The organism is Mesobacillus sp. QJM3NY_10, from assembly GCF_056173465.1.
In genome coordinates, this window is the sequence record NZ_CM149675.1 from 570,318 (window position 1) to 589,659 (window position 19,342).

Sequence of the window (19,342 nt, forward strand, 5' to 3'; positions counted from 1 at the left end):
TTAATAAAATCTTTTTTGGGGTGTAAATGTGGATTCTACGGCAGAAACAATACAAGAATTAACGGATAAAGAACAATGGTTAGAAGCCTTTACGATTATGAATCAGTTACGTACTGAGCTGACTCAAAAGACATACCTGGAGTTACTAGAAGAAATGAGGAAAGATGGGTATTCTTTGTATGCTTTATATAAAGATAATCAGATTGTATCTTTAGCTGGTTTAAGCTGGAGAGTTAACTTCTATAATAAACGACACGTTTTTATCTATGATCTGGTAACGGATACTGCTTACCGCTCATTCGGATTCGGAGAGAAATTATTAAGTTATATACATAATTGGGCAAAAGAAAATGGAGCTGAATATGTGGCATTAGAATCAGGAATTCAGCGAGACAAAGCTCATCGTTTTTATGAAGAGAAATTAGATTATGATAAATGGTGCTATTCATTTAGAAAAACGTTATAAAATAAGATTAATGCTTTGACTAGATAGAATTAAATATCATTAGATAGTCCGGATAAGGTGAAAGAAGGGGTTATCGTCAGGATGCCTGCGTAATATTACCTTATGGATTTTGCATAGAAATTAGGGAGGAATATAGATGAAAACAGAACAAGGGTATTTTGAAGAGGGAAAATCAATTCAAACTTATATGAATGAAATGGGCACGTTAAAAGAGGAAAGTTTTGCAGTTTATGAACAATTTCATCTCCCAGCAGATGGATTTGCTGAAGAGTTAAAACAATATCAACTTCATTTCCTAACGATTACCGAAGATTGGTGTGGAGATGCCATGATGATCAATCCTGTTATTCGCAAATTAGCGGAGGCAGCGGATATTGAAATGCGCGTCGCCTTACGAGATGCAGATACAGATTTGATTGATCGTCACTTAACGAACGGTGGACGTGCCATTCCAATGGTTTTAATCTTTGATAATCAAGGAAATCTACTTGGAAAGTGGGGACCTCGGGCACCCAAAGCTCAGCAAATCGTAGATGAAGTTCGTGCTGCATTGCCACCAAAAGAGGATCCTTCCTTTGCAGAGAAACAAAAAGAAGCCTTTGGTTCTTTAAGAAAAAGGTATGCAGAGGATCCCGTTCTTTGGTCAGATGTTTATGATAGTTTTAAGGAGACGCTATTAGCTATTTTGAAGTGAATAAGCAAGGACATGTCCAGGTGGCCATGTCCTTAAAATTTGGAAAAAAGTATGCATCTCCTCATTTTAGACGGGATAATTCTGGTTCTACCGATTCAGGCTGGCGCATTTCCTTAATCGTACTCACTCCAAACAAGCCAATTAGAGAAAAGATGACTGGAATGATGAAGCCATAAAAATATCCTTCAGTCATACTGCCTGAAACAGAATGAAAATGATCCAATACTTTTCCGAAAAATCCTGGCAATAAAACAGCACTTAGAAAGCCACCGGTATTCGCAAAACCAGATACAAGGCCAGATTCCCTAATAGGAAAGGATTGACGAACGACGGCAAAAGTTAAGGCACTTGCTCCAAATCCATAGCCGATGATAAAGAAAAGCATAATGAGCATGAAAAGAGGAGGGTTCCCTTTAAATAAAAGGAAAGCAGACCAGCTTGTTAAAATAATAAAATGAACCATTACATAAGGACGCTTAATGGTTCCAAGCCGACTTGAAATCCAACTGGTTAGCGGAGCCCCTATAAGTGCCCCTATAAGACCGACCATTACTAGTTGACTGGCATCTGATCGAGTCATTTCATACATGTTCATCCCATAGGGTACTGCCCATGAACTAATAAAGCCCACATAGCCGCCAACAACCCCAAAATGACAGAAGAATAAAGCCCATGCCTGCCGATTCATAACTATTCTTTTCAGTAACATCGAAATGTTTTGACGTTGAATTTCTTCTTTTACAGTTACCGATTCATTATGAAAGAGTTGTCTTGGTTTCTTTACCAATACAATATAAAGAAGAATTCCGGTTAAACATAAAGCTATACCCGCAGAAAAAAATGCAGCTCTCCAGCCGAGTAAGTCAATCCAAGCGGAGAAAGGAACTGTCGCCAGGAGGAATCCAAGACTTCCCGTCATTCCCGCGAAACCAATTAATCGAACAAATTCCTTTACTTTAAACCATTGGCTTAAAATTAATACCAAATTGACCCAAATAGTCGCATCTCCAACTCCCGTAAGTATTCTGGCAAAAAACAAGACAAACTCATGGGTCCCAAGACTATAAATGATCGTGCCTAACCCAGTAACGATTGCACCTATAATCAGAAAAAAATTAGGCCCATACCGATCAGCCAAAATCCCCATAGGAATTTGCAAACTAGTATAAACAAAGAATTGCATACTCGTTAATAACCCAATCGTTGTCGCTGTTACATGAAAATCCTCCATCACCTGCTCAGTAATCAATCCCGGAGCTGTTCGTTGGCTCGACATTAATAAGTAAGTTAACAATACGGAAACAAATACAACCCACCGAAACCTGCTATTTTGTTTGTCCAATGATTTCTACTCCCGTTAGCTTTTACACTATATATATGGATATCCAGCACGGGTAATGATAACTACTGAACCACCGGGCTTTAGGGTAATTTAAGGGTACAGGAGAACCGTCCCTGTTTCCCTATAAACCAAGTGAAAGGATCGTTAAGGAAATATGAGATTATTATATTTTTTCGGCAGTATGATCATTGTTCCTTTCTTGCCATTTTTATATTTTCAAGGAAAGAGGGTCAGAGCAAGTACGCCCCGGTTACCGGAAGCGGAAGGAAATACAGGCATGGTAAAACTTGATGGTGATCAAGAGTTTCGAGTTATATTTCTGGGGGAGAGCTCGATTGCCGGTGTGGGGGTTAATCATCATGAGGAAGGATTCGCGGGTGTTTTTGCTAAGGAATTAGCAGAAAAAACGAATGCGACGGTCCATTGGGAAGTGTATGCAAAAAGCGGCTTTACTCTAAAAAAGATTAGAGAAAATATTGTTCCGGTGATTCCTGACAACAAAGTGGATTTGATAGTGATCGGCCTTGGGGCCAATGATGCCTTTACTCTTAATAATCCATGGGCCTGGCAAAAGCAATCAGAGTACCTAGTTACAGATTTGAGATCAAAATTTGAGGATGTGCCCATCGTGTTTGCCAATATGCCGCCGATCAAAGACTTTCCGGCATTTCCATTTTTAATCAAAGTCTTCATCGGGAATTTGGTGGATATATTGGGGAATGAACTGTTGACTACCGCCTCAAAGTTCAATGGAGTCCATTACAATGATAAGAAAATCCGGCTAAAAGATTGGCGAACAAGAATGAACCTGAAAGCAGAGGATTTTTTCAGTGATGGAGTACATCCATCAAAGCTTACATACGGTTTATGGGCTAGTGAACTATCTACATTTGCATGGGAAAAGATGAGGGATAGAGGAACCGTTCCGGTCACCCAGGAAAAGTAAATCTTAATTAGGTTAGGGGCCTGGGGACGGTTGAAGTGTCCAGAAGCAAAGGGTACGTCCCTTCGCTTCTCGACACGATTCCTATTGTTTTTACTTTTTTTAATTTTAAAGAAAAAGTAGTTGACACTGAAAATAAATTTATGATATTATTAAAAATTTGATAAAAAATAATATATATGTTAAGGTTAAGAAGGTTACCATATATGGAGGTGGATTATTTGTTTCAAATTGACGATACCATTGTTTATCCAATGCACGGAGTAGGTATAATTAAAGCCATAGAAGAAAAGGAAATCTCAGGGGAAAAACAACAGTATTATGTCATAAAAATGTTAATCGGTAATATGCAAGTCATGATTCCTGCGGGTAAAATATTGAGTTCAAATATACGACCTGTTACTGACATAATTGCATTAAAACACATCATGAACATTTTTCAGCATGGAGAATCAGATCGATTACTGCCGTGGAAACAGAGGTATAAAGTGAATACGGAAAAAATAAAAACAGGTAAAATACAAGAATGTACTGAAGTGGTACGTGATTTAATGCGTATGAAGAAAGAAAAAGCACTTAATACAAGCGAAAAAACAATGTTGGATAACGCACATAAATTTTTGATTAGTGAACTGGGATTAATTAAAGGAATTACTGAAAATCAAATAAAAAGTTTCTGTTAAGGTTTCTTTCATACATCTCCTTAAAATAACCTGGATTTTATAGGTTTTTTTAAAAATTTTCAAAGACATTCAACTTCTCCAACTCACCATTAGAGCATTAACCTCTTTTGTTTTTTCTACAATCTAATCCATTTTGATTACTAAAATTTCCTTTACGAACGGTTGAAGTTTCATCAAATAACTCGATAAAATAGTCACTTGATTTTTGCAATCCTGATTCACACTGGCACGGACTAGGAGCCGTAAGGATGAAAGAGAGGTAGGGCTTTCATTGTTTTAGGTATACAAGATATTATTTAAGTCATTATTTCTAGAAGAAAAAACAATCAATCTCACCTCTATCTATTAGAATTTTTTGCATCTACTGAGACAGTGAATAGTAATTGTTTAGCTTCCTTACGTAAAAGAGAAAAACGAAACGGTATCACCATATGGTCCCTCGAAAATGGTTTCCAGACGAGGAAACCATTTTTTATTTACATAACAATTCCTTCAGTAATGAAAATCAAAATAATAGTTGCATATCATTAAATGACAATGTATTATGTAGGTAAGCGCATACAGAACGGATTGTTACTGTTAAATCAGGCAAAACCGATTCCTTTTAACAGGGGAAGGTTTTGCCTTTTTTGTTACTGAATAAGTATAGACATTTTTCACTTAGATTAGTGTCTAGCTCCAGCGCCTAGTCCCTCGAGTCGCTTCGGTCCGCCCAATGAAGTCAAAGAACGACTTCCCTGGTCGGCCCTCCAGCGCTTGTCGGGCCTGACCAAGGCGCTTACGCTTTTCTTATCGGAGGTGGAAGAAGTGAAGGTCAATAAAATACTGAACAACAATGTTATAGTCTCTACAAAGGATAAGCAGGAAGTAATCGTTATGGGGCGAGGGATTGCCTTTAATAAACGGGTTGGAGATGACATCGATCAAGATAAAGTAGAAAAGATTTTCACTTCGGAAGACCAGGATCTTACAAAGAAGTTTAAGACCTTAATTGCGGATATCCCGATGGAGTATATGGAGCTGTCGGAAGAGATCATTCAATATGCTAAGCAAAAGCTTGGTAAAAAGCTAAATGATAGTATTTACATCTCTCTTACGGATCATATTCATTTTGCGATTGAGCGCTATCATAATAATCTTCCAATCAAAAACGGATTACTCTGGGAAACAAAGAACCTCTATAAACAGGAATTCGAAATTGGACTAGAAGCGTTGAATATGATTTGTGACCAGTTCAATGTAATTTTACCGGAAGATGAGGCAGGCTTTATCGCGCTCCACCTGGTTAATGCTCAGTTAAATGAGGACATGACCAATACGGTTGATATGACCAAGGTGATTCAAGACATTTTAACGATTGTGAAATACAGTTTCAAAATCGAGTTTGATGAAAATTCATTGAACTATCATCGTTTTATCACTCATCTGAAGTTCTTTGCTCATCGGCTGGTCAAAGGCGAGCATTATAAAGATGGGAAGGACGACCTTCTAAATGTTATTAGTAATAAGTATCCTGAAGCATATCAATGCTCATTAAAGATCAAAAAGTTTGTAGAAAAGCAATATCGATATGAGCTAACGGAACAAGAGATACTCTACCTGACGATCCATATCGAACGTGTCGTTAAAAGATAAATATTCTTTCCATTTAGGATTGTTACTCAATGAGGCAAAACCTAAATTACGAGAATGACGGGCTATTTATGTCTGGTCTTCACGTAGTTTAGGTTTTTTCTTTTATCAAAAATGCTTTGAAAATAATTGGGGGTGCATGGTGATGAACCATCAGGAGCTAGGTATAAAAATTTTAGAGCTGGTCGGCGGGGAAGAAAATGTTCAAAGTGTAATCCACTGTATGACCAGACTCAGGTTTAACCTTCGGGATAATAGCAAGGTAAAACGCAGCGAGTTAGAAAGTTTGGACGGTGTCATGGGCACGAATATAAGCGGTTCACAGTTCCAGATCATTATTGGAAATGATGTACCGAAAGTGTATAAGGAAATCATTAAAAACAGTAATTTAACTGAAGACAGTAACAACGGAGGCAAGTCAGGTGGAACAAACGTAATAAGTGCAATCTTTGATGTAATCTCAGGTGTTTTCACTCCGATTCTTCCAGCCATTGCTGGAGCAGGTATGATCAAAGGGATCCTGGCAATCCTGTCGACATTCGGCTGGCTTGATCCGGCCTCTCAGACATATATCATTTTAAATGCCATTGGTGATGGAGCATTCTACTTCTTGCCAATCTTGTTAGCTGTCAGTTCAGCTCGTAAGTTTGGAAGTAATCCTTATATAGCCGCAACTATTGCGGCAGCAATTTTGCATCCGACGCTAACAGCTTTATTTAGTGCAGGTGAACCAATCAGTTTCATTGGATTGCCAGTCATAGCAGCCGTTTATTCATCTACCGTTATTCCGATTATCCTGGCTATTTGGATTGCTTCACATGTTGAAAAGTTTGTAGATAAATTTACTCATAACTCTTTGAAGCTGATTGTAGTTCCAACGCTAACCATTTTGTTCGTTGTACCGGTTACATTAATGACAGTTGGGCCTCTGGGTGTTATTTTAGGTGATTATTTATCTAGTGGTTTAAGCTTCTTATTTAGCGAGTATGGATTCATTGCAATGGTTTTACTGGCCGGAACTTTCTCGCTAATCATTATGACTGGTATGCATTATGCTTTAGTGCCGATTATGATCAACAACCTGACAGTAAAAGGTATCGATTATTTAATGCCTGCCATGTTCCTGGCGAATATGGGGCAAGCAGGAGCAGCATTCGCTGTGTTCCTGAAATCAAAAAACAAGAAGTTTAAGTCTCTATCATTAACTGTCTCCATCACTGCACTTATGGGTATTACAGAGCCTGCAATGTATGGAGTGAACGTAAGACTAAAAAGGCCATTTGCTGGTGCACTATTGGGTGCTGCTGTCGGAGGCTTGTACTATGCAATCACAGGAGTGGCTGCTTATATCCTGGGAGGAAGCGCGGGTTTACCGGGAGTTACATCATTTATTGGACCAACATTCATACACGCATTAATCGGTCTTGCCGTTGCATTCTTTGCGGCAACCATCATTTCCTACCTATTAGGTTTTGAAGATATTCCTGAAGAAAACAAGGAAGAAACAAAAACCGATGCAGCAGCAGATCTACTAGTAGCAGAAGGTGATTCCGTGTTAATAAGCCCGGTCAAAGGAGAAGTTGTAAAACTTTCTGAAGTTAGTGATCCAACCTTCTCATCAGAAGTAATGGGTGAAGGAATTGCAATTAGACCGCATGATGGCAAGATTGTCTCGCCTGTTAATGGTGTTGTGACAACACTTTTCAGAACCAAACATGCGATAGGTATTACATCTGAAGAAGGTGCGGAAATCTTGATCCATGTTGGAATTGATACCGTAAAGCTAGAAGGAAAACATTTCGAAGCTTTGATTGAACAGGGAGATACAGTAGTCGCTGGCCAGCCATTATTAGAAGTGAACATTGAAGGCATCAAGCAAGAAGGATTTGATACAGTAACACCTGTGATTATCACAAATACAGCATCTTTTGAAAAAGTGGATAAAACCAATATGGCCACTGTTACACATCATGATGTTCTATTAAAACTTGAGGCGAAAACGTTAAAAAAGAGTGTGGTTTAAAACCAGATCACACTTTTAAATATGTTAAATATAAAAAACTAGGAGGCAATTACTATGAATTTTCCAGAAAACTTTTTATGGGGCGGCGCGACAGCTGCCAATCAATTAGAAGGTGCATCACTAGAAGGCGGCAAAGGGCTTAACCTTGCAGACGTATTACCTGGAGGAAAAACTCGTTTAAAGATTCTTTCACAGCCGGGATTTGACTTTGAAATGGACACAGAGAAATATACTTACCCAAACCATGAGGCGATTGATTTTTACCACCGTTATAAAGAAGATATTGCTTTGTTTGCAGAAATGGGCTTCAAAGTGTTCCGTATGAGCATTGCATGGAGCCGTATTTTCCCTAATGGTGATGAGGTTGAACCAAATGAAGAAGGCCTGGCTTTCTACGATCGAGTATTTGATGAACTCCATAAACACGGAATCGAGCCATTGGTGACCATTGCCCACTATGAAACGCCATTGCATCTGATAAAAGAATATGGCGGATGGAAGAATCGTAAACTGGTAGAATTCTTCGAGCGTTATGTAACGGTTCTTTTTAACCGCTACAAAGGTAAAGTGAAATATTGGCTGACATTCAACGAAATCAATGGTGCTACACACTTCCCACTGTTTGGTCTGGGATTCTCAGCAACCAGTGAGGAATCACGTCTTCAGGAAAGCTTCCAAGGACTGCACCATCAATTTGTCGCAAGTGCGATTGCTGTAAAACTAGGACATCAGATCATTCCTGGATCACAGATTGGCAACATGCTGATCTACGCACCGACTTATTCATACGATTCCAATCCAGAAAACGTTATGCATGCTTTGGAAGATGGAAGAATCTTTAATTTCTTCTGTGGAGATGTACAGGTTCGCGGAGAATATCCAACATTCATTAATCGTTACTTCAAAGAAAACGGTATTAAAATTGAAATGCATGAAGGCGATCTAGAGACAATCAAGGAAGGAACAGTTGACTTCATTTCCTTTAGCTACTATATGTCGAGAACAGAGAAAAAGGAGAAAACACCTGAAGAGATTGGAGAAGGCAACCTAATCGGCGGTGTGAAAAATCCATTCCTTAATGCAAGTGACTGGGGTTGGGAGATCGATCCGACAGGCCTTCGTATTGCACTGAATGAGCTATACGACCGTTATCAAAAACCACTGATGATCGTTGAAAATGGACTGGGCGCATACGATAAAGTTGAAGAAGATGGAAGCATCAACGACGATTATCGTATTGATTATCTCCGTGACCATATTCAAGCAATGGGCGAAGCAGTTGAAGATGGTGTAGATGTCATTGGATATACATCATGGGGCTGCATTGACTTAGTAAGTGCCTCGTCTGGAGAATACTCCAAAAGATACGGCTTCATCTATGTCGACAAACACGACGATGGAAGCGGAACAATGGAAAGAAGCAGAAAGAAATCATTCTATTGGTATAAAGATGTGATCAGTAGTAATGGGGGAAATCTGTAAGACTCCCGACCATATGGGAGTCGGAATAAAGGGGGAGGAGCGTGAAGCGGTGATGTGCTTTGCGCTTCTTTTTTTAGGATTATAGGGATATGGGGACGGCTCCTTTGTGTCTGTTTACCCACTTGCTAATCTAACATCCCCGTTTTTATTTTCATGACATGGGGCGGCGCCTGTCATTCATCACCAGTGCAATGCTAGTGATTTTGAGCACCGTCGCACCGCTTCCATCCACAAGTCCTATCCGGCATAGTGTCTTAGTAGTATTTTAATGACCTATAGTATGTATTTTGCCCTTGCAGCAGAGGTAAAACCAATTAGGCCAACGTATTCTTTCCTTGAAAGAAGATTTTTCGAGGAGGGTTTTGCGTAGATGAAAAAGCGAAAGCTCGTGACGGCTCTATGTTCGACGCTGCTGGCTGGCCAGGTTTTGTTAACAAGCGGAATAAATGCTGATCAGGTTACAGGCCCAGTGACCGCAGAGGGAATCCATGAGGATCATGAGTCTCATTTGTATGATGTCAGAAATGTTGTAAACAGTGTTCTGCCGACACAGAAACAGCTCGATGCCGCTAACACACTAGTACAATCAGTGGGAGCGGGAACGAAGATTAAGTGGAACACCCTGTTTGGCACCCCATCGACCATCATCAAGGATCAGGGTTATTTGTCAGCTCCTTCTAATGACAGTGCTGAGACGATTGCGCGTAACTGGTTAAAGCAAAATGCGGCTCTCTTTGGTCTTCAGGCCTCAGACATTGACTCATTTGTCGTAAGCAAAAATTTTGAAATGCCGGGAACAGGGCTGCGTCCTGTAACTCTTCAGCAAACATTTGATGGTATTGAGTCTGTGTACGGAGGACGTGTGATCATCGCGGTAAACAAAGATGGCCAAATCCTGTCTGCAGCTGGAAATCTTAGCCGTGCAACAGGTCTGATTGCTGACTTTCAGCTATCGGAGGCAGATGCTTTGAACAAAGCTGTTGCGCTTGAATTGCCAAACGTAAGTTATGTTCCGAAGCTGCTAAGTGAGGAAAAAGGCTGGGCTGTTTTTGACGGAGGAGAAGTGCTTCCGACCAAGCAGCGTGTGAAAAAAGCAACATTTATTACAAAGGATGGTGTCCGGCCAGCGTACCGTGTGCTTTTCATCAAGGAGCTGAATGAAGGCTTTGAAATGGTGATCGATGCAGCGAATGGCGAGCTTTTATACCAGCGCTCCCTCGTTGATTATTTACTAGAAACAGAGGGTCTTATTTTTGAGAATTATCCTGGTGCGCCAGCTGGGGGGACACAGGTGGTAAAGTCGTTTAAGGGAGATCCAAAGGCGTCACCAAACGGCTGGCTCATTCCGGGCACAAGCCTGGGATTGACGACATTTGGAAACAATGCGAACTCGTATGCGAACTGGAGCAACTTTTTAGTACCGGCGGATCAGGCCACTCGTCCACTTTCGTTAGACGGCGATTTTAGCTTTTTATTTAAAAACGCATGGCAAAAAACAAACGGGCAAACTACACCTCCATCATATGCAGAGGATCTAAACAGTGCTGCCACGAACTTGTTTTATCACCATAACCTATTCCATGACTATTTCTACAACCTTGGATGGACAGAAGCGGCAGGAAACCTGCAGCTTTCAAACTTCGGAAAAGGCGGAAAGGACGGCGATGCCATTTTAGGTTTGGTTCAAGCAGGAGCGCTGTCAGGCGGTGCGCCAACTTATACGGGACGGGACAATGCTTACATGCTGACGCTTCCTGACGGAATTCCAGCGTGGAGCGGAATGTTTCTTTGGGAACCGATACCAGGGGCCTTTGAGGGTCAATATGCAGATGGAGATTTTGACGCTGGGATAATCTATCATGAATATGCCCATGCGTTGACCAATCGTTTTGTAGCAGGTGGAGAAGCACTCGGCAGCCACCAGTCAGGTTCCATGGGCGAAGGCTGGGGTGACTTCTTAGGAATGCACTACTTAGCAAAAAAGGGTTTGCAGGATAAGCCAGTTGTCGGTGCCTATGTGACAGGAAACGCTGAACGAGGCATTCGGAGCTATTCACTTGATGAAGCCCCATACAACTATGGAGATATTGGCTATGACGTTGGAGGTCCAGAGGTTCATTCAGACGGCGACATTTGGGCAGCTATTTTGTGGCATGTAAGAGATTCATTAATCGATCGCATTGGAAAAACAAAAGCAGAATCTGTCATTGAGCATCTAGTCATGGATGCCATGCCAATCTCAGCTCCAAATCCGTCTATGGAAGACATGAGAACAGCCATTATCGCAGCTGATTTTGAACGCTACGACGGAAAGCACTATGATGCTTTATGGACGGCATTTGCCCAGCGCGGCTTAGGGGCAAATACATTATCTAAAGGCGGAGACGATACCGATCCGGTCCCAGGATTTAATCATCCAGATGGACAGCGAAATGGCCAGTTGATTGGAAAAGTGGTGAATGCTGCCACAAAGAAGCCGGTCCAGGATGCACGAATCATCATTGGCGAATTCGAAGCTAGAACGAGTCCATTAGCAGTATCCGGCCAAAAGGGCGACTTCGGGGCATATATTGTAGAAGGAACCTATGACATTACAATCCAGGCAAAAGGTTTTGGATCAAGGACAATTCGTGATGTAGCCATCAAGGCAGGGGAAAAGAATCGTTTAACTTTTACAATTGGACCAAACGTTGCATCATCCTTTAATGGAGCAGCGATTTCAAGCGTATCCGGGTCATCGGACAGCAATCCAGTCAAGTTTGCGATTGATGACACAGAAGCAAGTGTGTTTGCTTCAAATACGCAGGAAAATGGGTTCCTTGGCGCGAACTTCATCGTTGACCTGGCAGGAGATGAACCGGTGGAAGTTTCTCACGTTCAAGTGAGTGCCATGAAGGACATTTCCGGTTCGCGATTTGCCACACTGAAAAACTTCAGTCTTCAAACATCGATTGACGGTGAAAACTTCACAACTGTCTGGAAAGGGAAGTTCGAAGCCGGAAAGCCAAGGCCAACGGTAGCTGACCTTCATTACCAGGGTATTGATCTTCCACAAACAGTAGAGGCAAAATACCTTAAATTCATCGCCCATGATACGCAGGATAACAGCAAAGGCTTTGTCCAGGTAGCTGAGGTTCAAGCCTTCTCTGAGCAAAAATCAAAGATTGAACCGCTTAAACTAGAACCAGAAGCACCATTTGTTGCGGAAGGCACCGTGCAGGCAGGAAATGCAGGAACAGGAATTGGAAGTCTGGCAGGTGTACCAGCGACACTAGCTGTTACAGAGAATGAGTTCGTGACTACGCAAAATCCAGAGCCGGCATCCCAAGGTGCAGATGGATATGTTGTGAACCTTCCAGAGCAATATGGAGATGGTATCCATAACTTCACACTGCAGGGAAGTAATGACGGATCCTATGACTACGATGTGTATTTCTATAACCAAAACTTTGAGCTGATTGGAAGTGTCGCCACATCCGGGGCTAACGAAGCAGGAGTCATTCCGGGCGGCACACGCTATGTGTATGTAGGATTATATTCAGGAGCAAATGTACCGTTTACATTTACAGCTACGAGTCCTTATTAGGGATGTTACAAGAAGAGATAAAGTGGTCTTAGGCATAATGTCTCTATTTGGGAAAAGGGGATAGACTTTTGTCTATCCTCTTTTAATATGATTGAGAAGGCTTTGCGACAAGGGAAAGGTTCTCACGTCGCAGAAATTGAAGTGAACTTACAGTTGACGGAATAATTACCTTCTAACTTTATAATTTTCCTGCAAACATCGAAATCTCACAATTAAATCAGGGAGTAGGGATACCTTTAAAAAAGTTAAAATATGTAAAAGCATGAGGCAGCAGAACCGTCCCTGTGTCTCTTATAATGTCAACATAAAAGAAAAAGACCAACGAATGGTCTTTTTCCTACAATTAAAGATAATTTTTCAATGTCTCTTTAAGGGTCCCTCTTGTTTCTGTATCTTTTTCAAAAAGTATTCCGCCATGGACCATTTTTCTTACAAGATCCGGTCGGAGTCCGGTCAGAATGGCTTTGCAGCCCATCATGGCCACTCCAGTCAAGATCTTTTGAAAGTAGTCGATAACATCCTTATCCATCATAGCTACACCTGATAGATCGATAACTAAGTTTTGGAACCTTGTGTTGGCTATTTCGTTTAAAACTTTTTCTTCAATGATTCTAATCCTAAAGGAGTCGATTGTGCCAATTAGAGGCAGTACAGAAACAGTCTCACTTACAGGAATGATTGGGACAGACAAATGTTCAACCATTTCTCTTTGCTTATGGAGCATTTGATCTTTATATTTTGAGTAGCTTAGAAAGAAGCTGTTAAGAAATTGGTCTATTTGTACGTTTATGAATTCTTCCATTTCATAAAAATCTTTTTTTCCATCAGTCAGGTTCTTTTCTTCATCAATTTTACTAATTATATGCCAAAAGGTTCTTCTGATCGCTTGAACCCATTCTAATTTCAAAGACAGAGTTAGAGAATGTCCTGCCCAAGCAATTCCCTCCTCTTCTGCAAAAGCGATTAAATCTTTTTCATTTTGATCAATTATGAAGAAAATTAATTTCCTGGCATTCTTTAATAGGTCAATGTTTCCTTTTTCTAAAATCTCAGTGATTTTCCCCGAAACATTAACTGCTTGAGAGAGCAAATTCTCTTCAAATATCTCACCATTATCATTAAAGTAGATTTTGATGTCTTCTCTTAAATCATTGATGTTATTCAATTTCTTTTACCCCCGAAGTAATAACGTAACAACTGATATTACATACCCTGTTAGACGATTTATAAACCATTTTACCTAGAAAAAATGCGAATATTTTTTGTTGGGAAAAATAATCCAAAAGCCGTTATGCTATATTGAAAAATCCGATACAGAAATATAAAAACCTCAGCCAAAAGTTGTAGTTAGGTTACACCATTCTTCCGAAGAGATCGCGTAATGGTTTTCTTATAATAAAGATAAGAAAAATCATAGGAAGGTGTTCAAAATGAACCATTATATATGTAATACTTGCGGTGTCCAATATCATGATTCTGCTCATGCTCCTGAAACCTGCTTGATTTGCGCGGACGAAAGACAGTACATCCATCATAATGGACAGTCATGGACAACGCTTCAACAGCTTGTAGATACAGGGAAATATAAAAATACCATTGTCCAAGAAGAGGAAGGACTGTACAGCCTTACCACTACTCCTTCGTTTGCGATTGGGCAGACAGCCTATTTAGTTCGGAATGAAGGGTTCAACTTGTTATGGGACTGCATCACCTACCTGGACGAAAAAACAGAAAATGAAATACATTCTCTAGGAGGAATCGATGCCATCGCATTATCCCATCCGCATTATTATTCGACACAGGTTGAATGGGCTGAACGATTCGGAGCAAGCATTTATATCCACGAAGCTGATCGCCAGTGGGTCACTAGGCCGAGTGACAGGATCATATTCTGGTCTGGTGATTCTCTGGAGCTTGATGGGGGTGTAACATTGTATCGTTTGGGTGGTCATTTTAATGGGGGAAGTGTTTTACACTGGGAAAATGATGTGAACAAGCAAGGGTTACTTCTTACTGGTGATATTATTCAAATAGTGGCCGATCGACAATGGGTAAGCTTCATGTATAGTTATCCAAACCTTATTCCATTGCCAGCTAACAAGGTTCAGGAGATGGCAGCTAAAGTCAGCGTTCTCAATTTTGATAGACTGTATAATGCATTCCATCGTGTCATAAATGAAGACGCCCATCAGTCTGTTCAAAATTCCGCTAAGAGGTATATTGAGGCTTTGGAGGGAAAGTTAGTGAGCGATTAAAATGATCGTCTGAAAATAGCGCCTGGTTGATTAAACCTGGCGTTTAACTTTTAAATGACTATTCTCCGAAAATACTTTCAATAAGCTTAGGGACGTACATTATGCTTCTGTTAAGTAATTAACTCAATCTACTTCCATTGAGCCAAAACATGAAAAAGAGCAAAGGGTACGTCCCCAAACCTATTATTTTGCTGCGTATATAGCATAGAGCATAAGCTCCTCATCGTCTTGAGGAAGAGTCACGTATCCTTCGAAAGTCATACCAAGCTTTTCAAGGAGTTTTGAGGAGGAAGCATTATCCTTGGTTGTAATGGCAACGATCCGATTCAAACCTAGTTTTCGGGCATATTCCAATGTTCCTTTTGCTGATTCAAAGGCATATCCTCTTGATTGATGTTGTGCAAGAAAGGCGTATCCAATATCGACATCCTCTAGTCCATCCCGTTTAATCAAACCGCATAAACCAACCGGTAGTTGACTCTCTTTTAGTTCAACCACAAATAAGCCGAACCCAAATCGTTCGTACATCTTTCTTGGCCCGGTCAAAATATAATTCTTGGCATCCTCAAGCGACCGAATGCCTTTATCTCCAATATAATTTAACCATCCTGGTTCATTTAGCAACTTAAAAATAAACTCTTGATCACTTACTTCCAGCCAGCGGACTTTCAAACGTTCTGTCTCAAATACAAGCACTTGCCATACCTCATTTCAAAAAAGTTCAGTGTAGCACCATCTTATCATTATAGAAAGTTTTCGAGGGGTTTTTCTTATTTATTTCGGTTCACAATGCGACCCAGGAACAGTCCATTTGCGTTTCGCTGGCTGAAGGGCAGGGCATGGGGACGGTTCCTGTGCCCGAAGAAGTGAAAAAAGGTTAATTCGTGGGACAGAGGAGCCCCCTATGTCTCTTGATAATAAAAATGCCATGTGGAAAATTTTTGTAAAAATGAGATTGGTTGTTTATAATTCTTCTATATAAATTTTTAAGGAGATACATATGAAAAGGATTTTCTTTTTATTTGCGATTACCGTGATTTTTCTGGTTTTGACGGGCTGTTCAGTGAGCGATCGGGAGCTTAAGGATTACGTCCATGATAAACACAATGTGGATGTCGATATTGTCTCAAGGCCAACGATTGACACGGGTAATGGAGGGAGAAGCAGCTTCAGGGTAAAGCATAAGGACATCCCGGAGTTTAGGTTTTCCGTGTTTGTTGATGGCCTTTTTTTCAATGGAATCACAGGGGATGATTATAAAGAGAGCCTAGAATTCTATGAATTCAATAAAGAGTATATGGAATCTGACCTTCATGAAAACTTTAAAAAACTGGGGTTTGATAAATCGTTCCTACAGGTGTATAGAACTAAAGACGAGGATGGGTTTAAAGGCAGTGCTCTTCTCTTCTTGTTTAAGCCTGGAGGAATAGGCGTGGATGAACAGGATTATTCCTTGGTGCAGCAAAGTTATCCTCTGATCCAGGAGGTGAAGCAGAAACTGGCGGGTCTGGAGTATGATCTGTTTGAACTCTATATTTACGACGTGAATGCTTTCAACCGCTTTTTTCTACATGAATATGATAGCAAAAAATACAAGATTATGAATGAAGTCAGTATCTATAAAACTGGTATAGAGAAAATGAATACGGTCGATGGGGTGAAAGAAGCGATTTTTTCTGACAGTCTTAACCGCGGGAAATTGATCAGTTATCATTTTTTCAAAAAAGAAGGAGATAAAGTCGATGAGAGATTGCCAGAACTAAATGAAATTGGCTTCGAACCAGATGAGGGCTTTTTTTATGGCTTTGTTGATCCTTATCTATTCTGTGGTGATGGAGGAGAGGACTATGTTTCCTATGAATCATTGAACATAGACGCCTGCCAATCCTATGATCTCAACCTGCAAACAAAGGGCACTTTGTCAGGCATGGCGGAAGAAACCAGGAAGGAACAAATCATGCAAATGCTATCCATTGTCCAGTCAATCAGCTTACCGATCAACAATGTAAGCCTGAAGGTGATGGATGGGAAATATGTCGATTTCATTTACCTGGAGGACATACATAACATGAAAGATCTGCAGGCTTTGGAAGCAAGTCTTGATGAGCAACTGCCGGAAGAAGAGCAGTGATGTTAGGTAAGGTGGTGTCATATGTGCAAGAGTGCTTTGAGTTTTATGTTCTCAACTTCTGTACCATCGATATAGTTAAATGAATGAACATTACCTAAGGAGTTGTAGTCGTGTTAAAAAAGATCGTGATTCTTCTGGTTTTGCTTTCACCCATTGCCTCGCCTGTGTTTGCAGGGTCTTATTCGATTGATGAAATTCGAATAAGGGCGTGGATTCAGCCTGATGGTGATTTGCTTGTTAATGAAATCTTCACCTATAACTTTGATGGTGATTATGATGGCGTCAGCAGAGCTCTACATAAGAAAAATCATAAGGGAGTAGAACTTTTCGAAGCGTATGAACTGTTGAATTCTAAGGCGGAGCTTGGTTATGTGAATATGGAAGACCTGCGTCCTCTTGAGGTATCAAGAGAGGACAACATCTACCGCGCGATACTGCCGGCTAAGGATGAAAAGAAAGCTATCTTCTTTATTTACGAATTAAAAGAAGCAGTGAAGACGTATGATTCATACAGTGATCTGACTGTTCCTTTCTTTGGGACAGATACCAATCATGATGAAGATTTGAATAAGGTCACGATTGACTTTGTTTTTCCAAAGGAACTCAGGCCGAACAGTTATTTTGCCTTTTTCCATGATCGGAAAGGCAAGGTGACCGAAAAAGGCCCTTGGGTGGTGCGGTTTAAAACACCAGTGTCCGAGATGTACTCACTGACCGAAACCCGCCTGCTGTTTCCTTCTTCTTTAATGTCGGAGCAATCTCAGACCAAGGCACCGATGACATTAAAAGATGCGATAGCAGAGGAAGAACAACTGGCTGAAAAAACCGCCTCAATGAAGAAACAGCTAGGCATGCTGGAAAATGTATTGACTGGCCTTGCTGCTTTCCTAGCACTCGGAGTGTTGACCGTGCTATTCATGCGTCTTCTTAGGAAACTTAGGAGCGCTGATCGTCCTGAAGTGCTGCTTCAGACAGATCCTCTTGTTCTGTATATGATCAACCGGCGGGGTAGAATGGATCCTTATGCCTTTCTAGCTGGACTGTATTCGCTTGTTGAAAAAGGAAAGGCAGTGGTCAGGACGGAGCAAAATGCCGGCCGATTCCTAAAAGATGACCAATCCGCTGACCAAACGCTTTATTTTACATTAACAGCTCCGGAAACGAGCTTATCGACATGTGAGCATAAATTAGTATCCTGGCTGTTCAATAGAAAAGCCAAAAATGGAAGTCCGGTTTTCTTCATGAGTGACATCGCAGGTGCATCAAGCCAGCAAAGAAATAATCCACAGCACCTGCACAATTTCCATTCAAAGTACAAACTGTTCAAGGACAATGAAAAGGAATGGTTTGCCTGTGTTTTAAAAGAGTTGAAGGAAGAAGGCATGATGAGTGATAAAATGAGTCGGCTGGTTGGAAGGGGGCTTATGCTGATCATATTTTCAGCTGTGATCTACGCCTATTATCTGGATTTTCTATCAACAGCAGCTATAGTAACCTATTCAATCATTGCAGGGTTCCTATTAATAAGAGGGTGGCTCAAACCCGTTCGAAAATTATTCACCCTTCTATTTTATCTGGTATCCCTGATTGCCTCTCTAATGCTATATGATGCCGAGGCACTCACCTTGCTGCTGATCACCATTATCTTTTCGGCGTTGCTCAGCATATTAACGCCACCGATGACCCTGTCAGGAGAAGCTCTCGCGATTGAGCCGGAAATACATGCTTTTAAAAAGCAGCTTAAGTTTGAGAGATTCCCTGATAAAATGAGCAGCCAATCCGATAAATGGATGATTCGCAGTCTTCTGTTAAAGCCAAAACGTCAATCCAGGGCAATAGACAAAGAATTCGTCAGCGATGAAAAATCAGTAGCACCATTAACCTATCTGGTTGCATCCGGACAGAACCCTGTAGAATTCCTTGCAAACACATGGAAGTGGAGCATCCCTCCAGGAAGCAGCTCATCATCCTCCGTGTCTGGGGATAGCGGCTATTCAGGTGGGGGAGATAGCGGAGGCGGCAGTGATGGAGGCGGAGCTGGTGCAGATTGATCGCCTGCTAGTTATCCTTTGCAAGGAAGCAGTTGCTAAAAGGGGGCAGTTCCA

The 19,342-nt window shown here is 40.9% G+C and carries 14 protein-coding genes; 11 read left to right on the forward strand and 3 right to left on the reverse strand.

The window, feature by feature from the left end; translation table 11 throughout:
• Window positions 1-28 precede the first annotated feature (28 nt).
• Both AC0VX7_RS02910 and AC0VX7_RS02915 read left to right on the forward strand, forming a co-directional pair.
• Window positions 29-466, forward strand: a complete 438-nt coding sequence (locus AC0VX7_RS02910) for a GNAT family N-acetyltransferase (RefSeq protein WP_475426590.1) — start codon at window positions 29-31, stop codon at window positions 464-466.
• 136 nt (window positions 467-602) lie between these two features.
• Window positions 603-1,160: a thioredoxin family protein gene (locus AC0VX7_RS02915; protein WP_475426591.1), complete on the forward strand. Its 558-nt coding sequence runs from the start codon at window positions 603-605 to the stop codon at window positions 1,158-1,160.
• 61 nt (window positions 1,161-1,221) lie between these two features.
• Here AC0VX7_RS02915 and AC0VX7_RS02920 read toward each other — a convergent pair whose 3' ends face one another.
• Window positions 1,222-2,502 carry an MFS transporter gene (locus AC0VX7_RS02920; RefSeq protein ID WP_475426592.1) on the reverse strand — a complete coding sequence of 427 codons (1,281 nt, stop codon included), beginning with the start codon at window positions 2,500-2,502 and terminating at the stop codon, window positions 1,222-1,224.
• Between the two features lie 277 nt (window positions 2,503-2,779).
• Here AC0VX7_RS02920 and AC0VX7_RS02925 point away from each other — a divergent pair, with 277 nt between their 5' ends.
• From AC0VX7_RS02925 to AC0VX7_RS02950, 6 genes are all read left to right on the forward strand, one after another.
• Window positions 2,780-3,448 carry an SGNH/GDSL hydrolase family protein gene (locus AC0VX7_RS02925; protein ID WP_475426593.1) on the forward strand — a complete coding sequence of 223 codons (669 nt, stop codon included), beginning with the start codon at window positions 2,780-2,782 and terminating at the stop codon, window positions 3,446-3,448.
• Window positions 3,449-3,651: 203 nt separating this feature from the next.
• Window positions 3,652-4,128 (forward strand): CarD family transcriptional regulator, encoded by a 477-nt coding sequence (locus tag AC0VX7_RS02930; protein ID WP_475426594.1) that lies wholly within the window; start codon window positions 3,652-3,654, stop codon window positions 4,126-4,128.
• Window positions 4,129-4,935: 807 nt separating this feature from the next.
• On the forward strand, window positions 4,936-5,763 hold the full coding sequence (licT, locus tag AC0VX7_RS02935; protein WP_475426595.1) for a BglG family transcription antiterminator LicT: 828 nt from the start codon (window positions 4,936-4,938) through the stop codon (window positions 5,761-5,763).
• A 142-nt stretch (window positions 5,764-5,905) separates the two neighbouring features.
• Window positions 5,906-7,783: a beta-glucoside-specific PTS transporter subunit IIABC gene (locus AC0VX7_RS02940; RefSeq protein WP_475426596.1), complete on the forward strand. Its 1,878-nt coding sequence runs from the start codon at window positions 5,906-5,908 to the stop codon at window positions 7,781-7,783.
• Between the two features lie 54 nt (window positions 7,784-7,837).
• Window positions 7,838-9,265, forward strand: coding sequence for a glycoside hydrolase family 1 protein (locus AC0VX7_RS02945; protein ID WP_475426597.1), 1,428 nt, complete (start codon window positions 7,838-7,840; stop codon window positions 9,263-9,265).
• A 370-nt stretch (window positions 9,266-9,635) separates the two neighbouring features.
• Window positions 9,636-12,851, forward strand: a complete 3,216-nt coding sequence (locus AC0VX7_RS02950; RefSeq protein WP_475426598.1) for a M36 family metallopeptidase — start codon at window positions 9,636-9,638, stop codon at window positions 12,849-12,851.
• 343 nt (window positions 12,852-13,194) lie between these two features.
• Here AC0VX7_RS02950 and AC0VX7_RS02955 read toward each other — a convergent pair whose 3' ends face one another.
• On the reverse strand, window positions 13,195-14,016 hold the full coding sequence (locus tag AC0VX7_RS02955) for an STAS domain-containing protein (protein WP_475426599.1): 822 nt from the start codon (window positions 14,014-14,016) through the stop codon (window positions 13,195-13,197).
• Between the two features lie 265 nt (window positions 14,017-14,281).
• Between AC0VX7_RS02955 and AC0VX7_RS02960 the strand changes: the two genes are divergently transcribed.
• Window positions 14,282-15,106, forward strand: a complete 825-nt coding sequence (locus tag AC0VX7_RS02960; RefSeq protein WP_475426600.1) for an MBL fold metallo-hydrolase — start codon at window positions 14,282-14,284, stop codon at window positions 15,104-15,106.
• Between the two features lie 183 nt (window positions 15,107-15,289).
• Here AC0VX7_RS02960 and AC0VX7_RS02965 read toward each other — a convergent pair whose 3' ends face one another.
• Window positions 15,290-15,802 carry a GNAT family N-acetyltransferase gene (locus AC0VX7_RS02965; RefSeq protein WP_475426601.1) on the reverse strand — a complete coding sequence of 171 codons (513 nt, stop codon included), beginning with the start codon at window positions 15,800-15,802 and terminating at the stop codon, window positions 15,290-15,292.
• 304 nt (window positions 15,803-16,106) lie between these two features.
• Between AC0VX7_RS02965 and AC0VX7_RS02970 the strand changes: the two genes are divergently transcribed.
• A complete protein-coding gene (locus tag AC0VX7_RS02970; RefSeq protein WP_475426602.1) occupies window positions 16,107-17,237 on the forward strand; it encodes a hypothetical protein in 1,131 nt (376 codons plus the stop codon).
• 110 nt (window positions 17,238-17,347) lie between these two features.
• Window positions 17,348-19,288 carry a DUF2207 domain-containing protein gene (locus tag AC0VX7_RS02975; RefSeq protein ID WP_475426603.1) on the forward strand — a complete coding sequence of 647 codons (1,941 nt, stop codon included), beginning with the start codon at window positions 17,348-17,350 and terminating at the stop codon, window positions 19,286-19,288.
• Window positions 19,289-19,342: the final 54 nt, after the last annotated feature.